Source organism: Mycobacterium zoologicum, assembly GCF_020181635.2.
GTDB classification, from domain to species: Bacteria; Actinomycetota; Actinomycetes; order Mycobacteriales; family Mycobacteriaceae; genus Mycobacterium; species Mycobacterium zoologicum.
In genome coordinates, this window is record NZ_JAYJJS010000048.1 from 1 (window position 1) to 11,706 (window position 11,706).

Annotated in this window: 13 protein-coding genes; 5 read left to right on the forward strand and 8 right to left on the reverse strand. The window is 64.0% G+C overall.

The window, feature by feature from the left end; genetic code table 11:
- The first annotated feature begins 427 nt into the window (after positions 1 to 427).
- On the forward strand, positions 428 to 1,624 hold the full coding sequence (locus K6T84_RS23085; RefSeq protein WP_202375172.1) for a cation:proton antiporter: 1,197 nt from the start codon (positions 428 to 430) through the stop codon (positions 1,622 to 1,624).
- A gap of 199 nt (positions 1,625 to 1,823) precedes the next feature.
- Here K6T84_RS23085 and K6T84_RS23090 read toward each other — a convergent pair whose 3' ends face one another.
- The gene (locus tag K6T84_RS23090) at positions 1,824 to 2,096 is read right to left on the reverse strand and encodes an anti-sigma factor family protein (protein ID WP_202375171.1); all 273 of its coding nucleotides are present in this window, start codon (positions 2,094 to 2,096) and stop codon (positions 1,824 to 1,826) included.
- Positions 2,093 to 2,719 carry an RNA polymerase sigma factor gene (locus tag K6T84_RS23095; RefSeq protein WP_202375170.1) on the reverse strand — a complete coding sequence of 209 codons (627 nt, stop codon included), beginning with the start codon at positions 2,717 to 2,719 and terminating at the stop codon, positions 2,093 to 2,095. Before K6T84_RS23095 ends, K6T84_RS23090 begins: the two co-directional genes overlap by 4 nt.
- 141 nt (positions 2,720 to 2,860) lie before the next feature.
- Here K6T84_RS23095 and K6T84_RS23100 point away from each other — a divergent pair, with 141 nt between their 5' ends.
- On the forward strand, positions 2,861 to 3,538 hold the full coding sequence (locus K6T84_RS23100) for a TetR/AcrR family transcriptional regulator (RefSeq protein ID WP_202375169.1): 678 nt from the start codon (positions 2,861 to 2,863) through the stop codon (positions 3,536 to 3,538).
- Between the two features lie 17 nt (positions 3,539 to 3,555).
- Here K6T84_RS23100 and K6T84_RS23105 read toward each other — a convergent pair whose 3' ends face one another.
- The 4 genes from K6T84_RS23105 to K6T84_RS23120 form a co-directional block, all read right to left on the reverse strand.
- Positions 3,556 to 3,813, reverse strand: coding sequence for a DUF6510 family protein (locus K6T84_RS23105; protein WP_202375168.1), 258 nt, complete (start codon positions 3,811 to 3,813; stop codon positions 3,556 to 3,558).
- The gene (locus K6T84_RS23110; protein ID WP_202375167.1) at positions 3,810 to 4,544 is read right to left on the reverse strand and encodes an FAD-binding oxidoreductase; all 735 of its coding nucleotides are present in this window, start codon (positions 4,542 to 4,544) and stop codon (positions 3,810 to 3,812) included. The genes K6T84_RS23105 and K6T84_RS23110 overlap by 4 nt, the downstream gene beginning before the upstream one ends.
- Positions 4,541 to 5,134: a molybdopterin-dependent oxidoreductase gene (locus K6T84_RS23115; protein ID WP_202375166.1), complete on the reverse strand. Its 594-nt coding sequence runs from the start codon at positions 5,132 to 5,134 to the stop codon at positions 4,541 to 4,543. The genes K6T84_RS23110 and K6T84_RS23115 overlap by 4 nt, the downstream gene beginning before the upstream one ends.
- 205 nt (positions 5,135 to 5,339) lie before the next feature.
- Positions 5,340 to 5,966: a TetR/AcrR family transcriptional regulator gene (locus K6T84_RS23120; RefSeq protein ID WP_202375165.1), complete on the reverse strand. Its 627-nt coding sequence runs from the start codon at positions 5,964 to 5,966 to the stop codon at positions 5,340 to 5,342.
- A 385-nt stretch (positions 5,967 to 6,351) separates the two neighbouring features.
- On the opposite strand from K6T84_RS23120, the gene K6T84_RS23125 reads away from it, so the two are divergent.
- From K6T84_RS23125 to K6T84_RS23135, 3 genes are all read left to right on the forward strand, one after another.
- Entirely contained in the window at positions 6,352 to 7,587 is a 1,236-nt protein-coding gene (locus K6T84_RS23125) for a bifunctional alpha/beta hydrolase/OsmC family protein (protein WP_202375164.1), read from the forward strand.
- 1 nt (position 7,588) lies between these two features.
- Entirely contained in the window at positions 7,589 to 9,049 is a 1,461-nt protein-coding gene (locus tag K6T84_RS23130) for a dihydrolipoyl dehydrogenase family protein (RefSeq protein ID WP_202375163.1), read from the forward strand.
- Between the two features lie 88 nt (positions 9,050 to 9,137).
- Complete coding sequence (locus K6T84_RS23135) at positions 9,138 to 9,986, forward strand: patatin-like phospholipase family protein (protein WP_202375162.1); 849 nt, start codon at positions 9,138 to 9,140, stop codon at positions 9,984 to 9,986.
- Positions 9,987 to 10,052: 66 nt separating this feature from the next.
- Here the strand turns inward: K6T84_RS23135 and K6T84_RS23140 are convergent, their stop codons facing one another.
- Both K6T84_RS23140 and K6T84_RS23145 read right to left on the reverse strand, forming a co-directional pair.
- Positions 10,053 to 10,682 carry a sigma-70 family RNA polymerase sigma factor gene (locus tag K6T84_RS23140; protein WP_202375161.1) on the reverse strand — a complete coding sequence of 210 codons (630 nt, stop codon included), beginning with the start codon at positions 10,680 to 10,682 and terminating at the stop codon, positions 10,053 to 10,055.
- 160 nt (positions 10,683 to 10,842) lie between these two features.
- On the reverse strand, positions 10,843 to 11,577 hold the full coding sequence (locus K6T84_RS23145; RefSeq protein WP_202375160.1) for a flavodoxin family protein: 735 nt from the start codon (positions 11,575 to 11,577) through the stop codon (positions 10,843 to 10,845).
- Positions 11,578 to 11,706 lie beyond the last annotated feature (129 nt).

Here is an 11,706-nt window from a genome sequence, read left to right on the forward strand (position 1 = left end):
AAACGGAGGTCGCCTGAAACACCCCGATCCACAGGTATTGACAATTCCTCCGACGTGACTGGACCTGAGCGTTTCCGAGACGCCTACTTCTCCAAAGAGCATCGGTACTCGATCGGCGCTGATGCCACCTCGGGTTCTAGATACCTGTCGATCCCAGTCAGCAGCAGCGCCGTGGACTATGAGGAGTACTACGAGATCACGGACTGGTATGCGGGTGCGGGTAGGCGGCGTCTACGAGCCGAACTATATGCATAAGATGTACTATGCAGTACAGTAAACAACTACGTGACTCGGCCTCCATTGGCCGTTCACCTTCGTGCGGCCACTGAAAAGCCCTGTCTGACAGGACTGATCACGCGAAGCATGGTGCGCACTCGCCAAACCGTTCACCCTGTGGATCCCAGAAGGGATTTTCAACATTGTCTCGTTGACTGCGGTAGCGATCGTCTCGGTCGTCGCCCTGCTTGCACCGCTCAGCGTCAGGGTGCTCCGGCTGCCTCTGCCGGCGATCGTGCTCGAGATTCTTCTGGGCGTCATCGTCGGCCCACAGGTGCTCGGCTGGGTGCACATGGACGCTGCGCTCCAGGTGTTGTCGACGATCGGTTTGGGATTCCTCCTGTTGCTCGCCGGGCTGGAGATCGACGTCCGTCATCTGAGAGGGCCACTGCTGCGCCGCGCCTCGGGGGCCTTCGTGGTGTCGTTCGCTCTCGCGGTGGCGGTAGGTGTCGGCCTAGGAATGTTGGGCCTCGCTCAATCGCCGGTGCTGATGGCCGTGATCCTCTCGGCAACCGGGCTCGGCATCATACTTCCGGTCTTGAAGGACGCGGGGATCGTCGAAACCCGAGCAGGGCAAGTCATAGTGGCCGGCGCGTCGATCGCCGAGGTCGTGCCCATAGTGCTTCTATCCCTGTTGTTCTCCGAAGACCCATCGGTCGGGGTTGGGGCCAAGCTGACGCTGCTGGCGGCGTTTCTCGGCTTCGCCGGTGTCGTCATCGCCGTCGTTCTCGGCCTGGAGCGTGCCCGCACCGTCTGTAGGACGCTGCTCGACCTGCAGGACACCACCGCCGAGATTCGAGTCCGCGGAACTATGGCCCTGCTCTTGGTCTTTGCCTCTCTTGCTTCGGCATTCGGACTCGAGTCGATCCTGGGGGCGTTCCTTGCCGGGGCGGCGTTGACCCTGCTCGACCGCGATGACGATATGACCCACACCCAGCTCTATGCCAAGCTGCATGCGGTCGGATTCGGTGTCTTCATCCCTTTCTTCTTCGTCGCAACGGGGGTGTCACTCGACGTTCGAGCACTCATGGACCACGGTTCCTCCTTGGTCAAAATTCCTTTGTTCGTCGTCGCACTCCTGGTCGTGCGAGCCTTGCCTGCCATCCTCTACCGTCCGTTGCTCGGGAGTGGCCGCGACGTTCTGGCTGCAGGTCTGCTGCAGGCCACGTCGCTCAGCATTCCGTTGGTGGCCGGGGGGATTGGCGTGGAACTGGGCCTGCTGCAACCGGCCAATTACGCCGCGCTGGTCGCAGCTGGTCTACTGTCGGTCATCGCCTTTCCCCGATTGGCTGTCCTACTGTTGGCGCGGAGCGCAAAGGAATCAGCGCCGCCGGACCACAGCCCGTGACGAATCGTCCAGACCAGCAATGTAGTTGGTGTGCCACTACGTAATTCGTCGGTATGAGTCTGGAACGATCACACTGAAGGCGGCCTCGCAGCTACGGTCGTGATTCTGGCCTATGTCATGTGGATCAATGTGGGTCCGCGGCGACACGGTGCGCAGTCCGGAAGACCGGTCGAGGTCGCACTCTTCGACGGTGCGACCCTCACCCCGAGCTGCCGTGGCCCTGCTCGGGGGCGGACGTCCATCCGCGGAATGTGTCGAGCAGGCGCTCTCGGAAGCCCTCGTCGAGTTGATCGGACGGAACCCGCCCCAGGGTGTTGATCGTCAACCGGAACTGTTCGAGGTAGTTGACGCAGCCATCACATTCCAGCAGGTGTGCATCGAACCTGACGGCGACGGCGGGATCGAGGACGCCGTCGAGGTAGTCGGTCACCAATTCGACGAGCTGGTTGCAGATGATCTCGTCGGCGGTCATTCCGTTGTCCCAAGATAGGTTTCCAGCTCTTGGCGAACGACAGCTCTGCCGCGATGCAACAGCACTCGCTGGTTGGCCGCGCTGATGTCCAACAATTGGCATACCTCCTCGGAACTGAACCCCTGTACGTCACGCAGGGTGACCACCTCCCGTTGGCGCACCGGCAGCCGGCTGAGCACCGCGGTGGCGACTTGTGTGAGTTCACGGCCGAGCAGCGACCCCTCGGGTGTGTCCGGAAACGGGGCGGGTGGTTCCTTCCAGTGACCGGGTAGGGAATCGCCCGCGTCGCGGAACCGGTCCGGATCAACGGTGCCGCCGGTCATGACGCGAACGGCGGTGTCGGCGTGGCGGCGCTCCGCCAGGCCGTGTTTCTTGGCGACGTTGATGAGAATGGTGAAGATCCACGTCCGCAGCGAGGCGCGGCCCTCGAACTTGTGGATGCCCTTGAAGACCGCGATCCACGTTTCCTGCACGACGTCCTCGGCCAAGTCGCGACTGGACACGTATCCACGCGCTACTCGGAGCATCGAGGACCCGTAGAGGTCGAGGAGCTTGCTGAAGGCCTCCGGATCGCCGTTGCGCAGTTGCTCGGCCAGCAATGCTGTGCCCACCGGTTCGAGCATGTCGGCATCCCCTCGTCGGCGGCACGTGAGCGACCGCTACCTGGCCGCCGCGCCCTCAGCACCAAAGTCGCCAGTGAACTGGACAGTAGTCGGCCCTGATGACGGGTGAAGTCCGACTGACCGAGACGCTATCGTGGACTGATGGCAGCAACGCGGGCGCCCGAGAAGGCGGCAACGGGCGAGAGTCCGAGGCCGTCCTTGTCCGCGCGGGGGCTGCGCAGCCGTGCGGCAATCGTCGATGCGGCCGCGACCATGATGCGTCACGGTGGCGTGGCATCGACCAGTCTCGATGACGTTCTGGCGGCCGCGGGTTGTGGCAAGTCGCAGCTGTACCACTACTTCGACGACAGGGCCGACCTGATCCGGGCGGTCATCGACCATCAGGTCGAGCTCATCTTGGCGGCGCAACCAGCAGTACATCACGCCGATTCCTGGGCGGGCCTGCAGCGGTGGTCTGAGCAGGTCGTGGAGAGTCATCGTGTCCTGGATGGGCCGTTCGCGTGCCCGCTCGGATCGATGGCCGCCGAACTGAAGAACGATCCTGCTTATCTTCCGCACCTGGACGCCGCCTTCCGGCGATGGGAGGAGCCGCTGGCGCGCGGTCTGGAGGTCATGCGCGAGCGCGGTCAGCTCACCCGGCAATCGGATCCCGATCGATTGGCCCAATCAATCGTCGCCGCCGTGCAGGGCGGGTTGATGATGGCCCAAATACACGACGACGGAACAGTTTTCGAAGATGCGGTCGAGAATGCGCTGCTGTCCTTGCGTCGCAGGGCAACACCGCGGCGACGGACGGTCGCGGCGAAGCGCCGGGCGTAGCGGCATCGGGGGTCGGCTCAGGGCCGTGCAATCGCGATGTGTGCCAGCCCCGACAGGTTGACGAGTACTTCGTGCGGCTTTTGGACGATGACGGCGAGCATGCCCTGGCAGTGCGCGCAACGCAGGACCGCGCCGATGGCGGTGATGAAGGCGTGGGCGCGCGCGAGTTCGAATATCTGATGACAGCTTGCGCATCGTCCGATCGCGGCGGTGATCTCGATGCCGAGGGTGTCGGCGAAGAGTCCGGCGAGCGCGTTTCCGTCGAGGTGGGTCATCCGCTGCCTCCGAAGCGTTCCGTGCGTATTCGGGTGGGATCATGGCCGAGTTGGAGAAGCCAGCCGGCAACCGCCTCGACGAACGGTGTAGGCCCGCAGATGAAGATGCGCGGTATCGCCGCGGCGGGGAAGACGTAACCGGCGACCGACTCCCGAGTCAGTCGCCCGGGCGGACGCGGCGATCCTGGGGAGGATCTCCGGGTGTACACCATGTCGACGGTGGTCTTTGAGAGCGCCGTGAGCTCCTCGGCGAAGACCACGTCCTCGGGCGTCCGGACCGAGTACAGCAGTCGGAACTCGGCATGGTCCGCCTCGTGCTCACGCGCTCCGGCCATCGCGAACAGCGGTACCACGCCGGATCCGCCGGCGATGAGCTGAATCGGGGAACGATCGGATTCTGATGGGATCCAGACGAAGTACCGTCCCAGAGGGCCGTGCACCTCGAGCTCGTCGCCTACCGCGAGCTGGTGCACGAGGTATGGCGAGACTTCACCTGTGGGGAGTTCCTCGACCGCCAGGATGATCCGAGTCGTCTCGCCAGACGACGCGACCGAGTAGGACCGGGTCGCCTGATATCCGTCCGGGGCGGTGAGCCGGACGTCGAGGTGGGAACCGGCGTGGTTCCCCGGCCAGGTCGGCACGTCCAGTTCGATGCGGACCGCCGACGCGGTTTCCCGACGGCGGCTGGCAACGCGACCGACGTGCCAGCTTGCGCGGATCGGAGACGTCACCAGTAACGTTCCTCCCGCCACGGATCACCGCGGAGGTGGTATCCGTTCTGTTCCCAGAACCCGGGGTCGTCGCTGGGCATCATCTGTATCTCGCGAACCCATTTGGCGCTCTTCCAGAAGTAGAGGTGGGGCACGAGAAGGCGCGCCGGCCCCCCATGCTCGGGCGTCAGGGGCTCACCCTCTGCCTCGGTGGCGATCCATGCCTGGCCCTCGAGCAGATCATCGAGGGGCAGGTTGGTGGTGTAGCCGCCGTGGCTTCGGACCATGACGTAGTCGCAGGAGGTGTCGACGTCCTCGAACAGCCGGTCCAGGGGCACTCCGCGCCACGCCATGTCGAGCTTCGACCAATGTGTGACGCAGTGGATGTCGGTGACGATGTCCTCCACGCCCACGTCCTGGAGCGCTTTCCAATCCCATCCGTGCTTGGCGCCCGTCTCGGTCGTGATGGTGAACGACCATTCGTCCGTCCCGATATCGGGCGTCAGGCCGGCCGTCAGCACCGGCCAGTCGCCGACGAGCGTCTGGCCCGGCGGCAACCGCGAGTCGCTGGCGCCGCGACGGTTACCAAACCCGCTGTTGACCACTGCCATGGGAATCTCCTTCGCGGGTCACGCGCGTTCTGGGTGTGCTCGTGGGGGCATCGACGGCCACGGGGATACTCGTCGCCGACTCGCTTCTGGGGTGGTCCGAGGCAGACTGTACTGCAGAGTACATATGGCTGTGAAGGCATCGTTGTGCCGGCGCTGAGGTGTGCTGTGCGATCCGGATGAAACCAGAACGTGCGCAGCGGATCGGTCAGACCTGGTAGCGGCGCAGCGCTGCCACCGCGTCGTCGAGCACGTCACGGATGATCTCGATCCGGCCGTGGACCGATGCGAGGAGATATCCGCCTTGCAGGGCCGCAAGCAGGCCGGCGGCGAGGCGGTCTGGATTGGCGGTCGGGTCCAGCTCACCGCGGTCCTGAATCCGGCGTAGGCCTGCGGCCAGATGTCCCTCCCAGGTGCGGAATGCGGCTGCCAGCGCAGGTCGGTACTCGTGTGAGTTCTGAAGTTCGGTGGCCAAGGTCCCCAGCGGGCATGCGAACGGACCGTCCTGGGCGCGTTGTGTGTCCACAACGCGCGATACCCAGGTATCGAGCCCGTCCCATGAATTGATCGCGTCGGCGGCATCCTGGCCGTCGAGTATGACGGTGAGTTCGCGCTCTATGACCGCTCGGACCAGTTCGGTCTTGTCGCGGAAATGGCGATGAAGCTCGCGGGTCTCTGCCCCGGATGCGCGGGAGACATCACCGATCGACGTCGCGGCGACGCCGCGGTGGTGCATCATCGAGGCGGCAGCATTGACGATCGCCGCACGGGCGTGCCAGTGATGTTGTGGGACCGACGTGCTGTAGGCAGTAGGTGGGTTCGAGGATTCGTTCATCGAAACTCTCCATTCATCTTTCGCGCTGAGATCTCGCCAACCATCGAGCAGTGGCTGGTTGGCGCCCGGTCGTGATGCCACGGTCACGGGCTCGGCTTCACAGGCTTCGCACGATGATCAGACGTAGGTGAGTGTCGGGGTGGGCAGCATCCGTTACACCGAAGCCCGAACCTGGTCCGCGAGACGGCGCCATCGGGTGTACTCTGCAGTACAGTTTGAGCTCGGTCGTAGCCCAAAGGGACGAGGACCACAAGCCATTTCGGGACGAACCTCGATGTATGAAATTGCGTGACGCGCCGACGGGCTATCCGTCTCGTCGGCATCAGGGGGCGAACTGTTCTATGGAGTCCATTCACCCACAACCGTCGGGAACCGAGGGAGACACATGCGCACCTCAACCAGAACGGTCTTCCGCGGCAGTAGCGGAGAGTTGGCAGGCAAGCTGGAGATGCCGAGTGACGCCCCGAAAGCCTGGGCACTCTTTGCCCACTGCTTCACCTGTGGCAAAGATAATGCTGCAGCAGGCCGGATTTCGCGCGCGCTGGCGAGGCAGGGTATCGCGGTATTGCGGTTCGACTTCACCGGCTTGGGAGAGTCCGAGGGCGACTTCGCCGCGACCGGTTTCAGTTCCAATGTCGAAGACTTGGTGCGCGCCGCCGATCATCTCCGCGACCAATTCAGTGCCCCGGCGGTCCTGATCGGGCATTCGCTTGGCGGAGCGGCAGTCTTGGCGGCTGCATCTCGAATCCCCGAGGTTCGCGGGGTCGTCACCATCGGAGCACCGGCCGACCCCTTCCACGTCACCGGATTGCTGGGTGATGACCTACCCGCTGTCGAAGCGGGTGAGGCCACCGTATCGATCGGTGGGCGACCGTTCCGGGTGCGTCGCGAATTTCTGGACGACATCGCGATGCAACCGCAGTGCGAGCGCATCTCCACGCTCGACGCCGCGCTGCTCGTCATGCATTCCCCGCTCGACGAGGTGGTGTCGGTGAACAACGCGCGGATCATCTTCGACACCGCGCGGCATCCGAAGTCGTTCATTGCTCTCGACGGCGCCGACCACCTTCTCAGCGATCGGGCCGACGCCGAGTACGCGGCGAGCGTCCTCGCAGCCTGGTCCAGCAGGTACGTGACCGCCGACACGCCGGCCGGTCTGACGATCGATGACCCGGCCGACGGCGCCGTGCGGGTCGCGGAGAGCGGTCCCGGCAGACTCACGCAGCAGATCAGTGCGCGGGGGCATCGACTCACCGCGGACGAACCCCGCCCAATAGGCGATGACGCCGGCCCGACCCCGTACGACTTGCTCCTCGCCGCACTCGGTGCCTGCACGTCGATGACGGTGCGCATGTATGCCGATCGGAAGCGGTGGCCACTCGAACGTGTCATCGTTGACTCGCGCCACTTCCGCATCCACGCCGAGGATTGCGCGGAATGCGAGACCGCCACGGGGATGGTCGACCGGATCGAACGCGATATCACCCTCGTCGGCGCGCTCGATGCCGATCAACGCGCCAAGCTACTCGACATCGCCGACCGATGCCCGGTGCATCGCACCCTGCGCTCTGAAGTGTCCATCCATACCGCTGAAGCACGAGCCGACCAAGACAGAGGCTGATATGAGTCAAGATTCGGAATTCGACGTAATCGTCATCGGCGGTGGCCCCGGCGGCGCCTCAGCGGCGCAATACCTCCTCGCCGAAGGGCTGGAGGTGGCTCTTGTGGAGGAGCGCCTCATCGGTGGTGAATGCCATTACTGGGCGTGCAACCCGACCAAGACACTGCTGCGTCCGATCGAGGTACTGGGTCTGGCGAAGGCCGTTCCCGGCGTCCGGGAAACCGTGAGGCCGGGGCAGCTGGACGTCGCCGCCGTCTTCGCCAAGCGCGACGCGATCGTCGATCATCTCAACGACGAGGGCGTCACCGCGGCGCTGCAGCAGAGCGGGCTTACGGTGCTCCACGCCCAAGGTCGGCTCGCCGGTGCCCGGGAGGTCACCGTGACCCACCCGGACGGCCGTGAGGAGACCGTCCGAGCGCGGCAGGCGGTCGTGCTCGCCACCGGTACCCGCCCCGCCATCCCCGATGTACCAGGACTGGCCGAGGCGCGCCCCTGGACCAACCGCGAGCTGGCCGGCATGACGCACGTGCCTCCACGAACCCTGATCATCGGCGGTGGGGTTGTCGCCGTCGAGTTCGCCACCATCCTCGCCGGCCTGGGCTCGAAGGTCACCCTGCTCGCACGCGGCAGCATCCTGCTGCGCAACTCCGAGAGCGTCGCCAGCGAGATGGTCACCGAGTCGTTGCGGCGCAGCGGGGTTGACCTTCGCTTCCATGCTCGTCTTTCCAGCGTGAACCGGCCCGTCGCGGGCGGCGCGGTCACCGCCACCGTCGGCGACGAGAGTATCGAGGTCGACGAAATCGTCGTAGCCGCGGGACGTGTGGTCAACACCGATGCCCTCGGTTTGGAGACCGTCGGTCTGAAGGGCGGAGAGTTCGTCACCGTCGACGACCACTTGCAGGCACTCGGAGTCGACGGCACCTGGCTGTACGCGATGGGCGACACCACCGGACGCGCACTCTTATCGCACCTATCGCAGTATCACGCAGTCGTCGTCGCCGACATCATCGCCGCCCGCGCACGAGGCCGCCAGCTCGGCGTCGATGAACTCATCGCCCGCGACAGGCACAACCTTCCGCAGGTCGTCTACACAGACCCGCAGGTCGTCGAAGTGGGACGAACCGAAAGTCAGGCGCGCGCCGACGGATTCGCGGTCACGACGACCACCGCGCGGTACCCGGAGGCCGTGCCCGACCTCGCCATCTTCCGCGACGGCTTCGACGCCTGGGCGAAACTGGTCATCGACGCCGACACCGACACGCTGCTCGGCGCAACGTTCGTCGGACCCGAGTTCGCCGAACTCGCCCAAGCGGCCACACTCGCCATCGTCGCCAAGGTGCCGGTCGAGACACTTCGCCACGTCGTGGCGCCGCACCCGTCGATCAATCAGATCTGGAACCCCCTCCTCGCCCGACGAAGGGAACCGACTCCTCCCGACTCGTCCGGTGCTGCATTGTCGTGAGTCACTCTCTGTTGCAACGGAAGAAGGATTGCTGCACGATACTCAAACACCGGCGAGAGCCGCGTTCGACGTCCATACTCACACCATCATGGTGACGGCATTTGTGCTCTCCGGAGGAGGAAGTCTGGGCGCGGTGCAGGCCGGGATGCTCCTCAGTTTGTTCGAGGCGGGCGTCACGCCGGACATCATCATCGGCACATCGGTGGGTGCAGTCAACGGGGGGTGGGTGGCCGCCCGTCCCGATGTCGCTGGAACCACGGATCTGATTCGGGTATGGCACTCATTGTCGAGGCGGGACGTATTCCCCACGCGCTTCGGTACCAGCGTGCTCTGTATCTTCGGACAACGCCGACACTTCGCTTCTGGTGATGGATTACGACGAATCCTGCGACAGCATCTACGCTTCCAGTTGCTCCAAGACGCTCCCACGTCGTTTCATTGCGTGGCAACCGATGTGCTGTCCGGGGAAGATGTGCTGCTCTCGTCGGGAGACGCGGCCGACGCCATCGCAGCAAGTGCAGCCATACCTGCGATCCTCCCGCCGGTGCGTATCGACGGCCGAGACCTCATGGACGGCGGGGTCGTCAACAACACCCCGCTCTCGCATGCAGTGGGGCTCGGCGCCGACGTCATCTACGTGTTGCCAACCGGCTACGCTTGCGCCCTGCGGTCTGCACCTAGAGGCGCTTTGGGTTTGGCAATGCACGCAATGACGATCGCGATCAATCAGAGGCTCGCCAACGACGTCGATCGCTTCGAGAGCACTGTCGACATCCGCGTCGTCCCACCGCTTTGCCCCGTGCGCGTCGCGCCAACTGACTTCTCCCAAGCCGCGTTGCTGACCGAACAGTCCCACGCCGCAACCCACGACTGGCTGCGGCGCGCACGCCATTCGGTCGGGCAGGCCGCACTGTTGGAACCACACCGCGACCACTGATGAACCGGGCATGTCCGGTACATGTGGTACGCGATATCGACGCCCGCTGGGGGCAGTGACTATTGGTCAGGTTGGATGACGGTGTGGCCGGGCTCCTGAACCTTCCGCGTAGCCTGCCAGTTGTACACGCAGTCGCACGCGGCTCCGCGATAGGCGGGACATGACCGTGCCGACCGGAATTCCCAAAAGGATCGCAGTGTCGGCACAGGTGAAACCCTCGACGCCTACGTAGTACAGCACCTTCTGGAACCCGTCCGGCAGCGACCGAAGTGCTTCGTTTATTTGGCCGTCGGATAGACCGTCCATGGCCTCGTCCTCAGCCGAACGTGCGAACCGAGTCGAACGCGAAGCGAGACCGGCGATATCGATGTCAGCAATCGTGTCGAGACAGAATTCTTCCGGCCGACGTTGTTTCATCCGGTACGCGCTGATCCATCGGTTGTGCATGATCCGATAGAGCCATGCTTTCAGATTGGTGCCAGACTGAAAACGGTGGAATCCCTTGAATGCGTTGATCATTGTGTCCTGCACCAGGTCCTCGGCGTCAACCTCCCGACGGGTGAGTCGCCGGGCCGTGCGGAGGAGGGCGGCACGGTACGGCATGGCTTCACGCTCGAACCGCTCGGCCAGTGCCGAGGGTGAGTCAGCGGGACACCCGACTGTGGACACAGCTCGAACCGTGGTGGCCGGATTCATGACTGTGCTTCCGGGCTGCCTAGAGTCTCACCTGGACGCTCGAGAAGTGGCCCGTCCCGTTGATGCTCATGTGTGACGCCAATTCGAATTTGGTCCTGTTGGTCAGCGCGTACACCTGGCAGCACGGCCCAAAGGTAGGAACTCAATCATGTTCTCGCACTTACCGGTACTCGGGATTGGCAAATCCGAATCGTGAACCGGCATCCCACGCTGCGCGTTGATTGCCGTACGCGGGAAATCCACCGGCTGCGCGCAGCAGCGATGCGATGTGCATCAGGTTGTAGGTCATGAAGGTGGTGTTGCGGTTGGTGAAGTCGTTGCCCGGCCCTCCGGACCCTTCGTCGAGGTAAGACGGGCCCGGACCGGCAGCCCCCACCCAACCCGCATCCGCTTGTGGCGGAATCACATAGCCGAGATGCTGCAGGCTGTAGAGAATGTTCATCGCGCAGTGTTTGATGCCGTCCTCATTGCCGGTGATGAGGCACCCGGCCACCCGCCCGTAATACGCGTACTGCCCGGCGTCGTTGAGTATGCCCGAGCATCCGTAGAGCCGTTCGATGACGGTTTTCATCACTGAACTGTTGTCGCCAAGCCATATCGGACCGACGAGAACAAGGATGTCGGCAGCCATGATGCGCTCATAGAGTGCCGGCCAGTCATCGGTTTCCCAGCCATGCTCTGTCATGTCCGGGTAGACCCCGGTGGCGATGGCATGATCGACAGCCCGAATCTGATCTACCTCCACGCCATGCCTTTTCATCAGTGCGGTACTGATATCGACCAGACCCTGACTGTGGCTGCGCTCGGGCGACTTCTTCAAAGTGCAGTTGACGAACATTGCCCGCAGGCCGTCGAAGTCAGGTGCGACATTGTTGTCGGGCGTCGAGATCTCCATGTTTGTCCTCCCGAGGCTTGCGTGGATCAGCACGCCGTACGGAAGACTGTACTGCACGGTACAAGTGGTGGCAACCGAGCAATGATCAGAACCTGTGGATGACCCTCGGTGGGGCGGCATGAAAGTGGG

Excerpts from the sequence above, each read along its gene's own strand:
- K6T84_RS23090 (WP_202375171.1), bottom strand. The coding sequence starts at position 2,096 with ATGACCGCCGACGAGATCATCTGCAACCAGCTCGTCGAATTGGTGACC.
- K6T84_RS23095 (WP_202375170.1), bottom strand. The coding sequence starts at position 2,719 with ATGCTCGAACCGGTGGGCACAGCATTGCTGGCCGAGCAACTGCGCAAC.
- K6T84_RS23100 (WP_202375169.1), top strand. The coding sequence starts at position 2,861 with ATGGCAGCAACGCGGGCGCCCGAGAAGGCGGCAACGGGCGAGAGTCCG.
- K6T84_RS23105 (WP_202375168.1), bottom strand. The coding sequence starts at position 3,813 with ATGACCCACCTCGACGGAAACGCGCTCGCCGGACTCTTCGCCGACACC.
- K6T84_RS23115 (WP_202375166.1), bottom strand. The coding sequence starts at position 5,134 with ATGGCAGTGGTCAACAGCGGGTTTGGTAACCGTCGCGGCGCCAGCGAC.
- K6T84_RS23120 (WP_202375165.1), bottom strand. The coding sequence starts at position 5,966 with ATGAACGAATCCTCGAACCCACCTACTGCCTACAGCACGTCGGTCCCA.
- K6T84_RS23125 (WP_202375164.1), top strand. The coding sequence starts at position 6,352 with ATGCGCACCTCAACCAGAACGGTCTTCCGCGGCAGTAGCGGAGAGTTG.
- K6T84_RS23130 (WP_202375163.1), top strand. The coding sequence starts at position 7,589 with ATGAGTCAAGATTCGGAATTCGACGTAATCGTCATCGGCGGTGGCCCC.
- K6T84_RS23135 (WP_202375162.1), top strand. The coding sequence starts at position 9,138 with ATGGTGACGGCATTTGTGCTCTCCGGAGGAGGAAGTCTGGGCGCGGTG.
- K6T84_RS23140 (WP_202375161.1), bottom strand. The coding sequence starts at position 10,682 with ATGAATCCGGCCACCACGGTTCGAGCTGTGTCCACAGTCGGGTGTCCC.
- K6T84_RS23145 (WP_202375160.1), bottom strand. The coding sequence starts at position 11,577 with ATGGAGATCTCGACGCCCGACAACAATGTCGCACCTGACTTCGACGGC.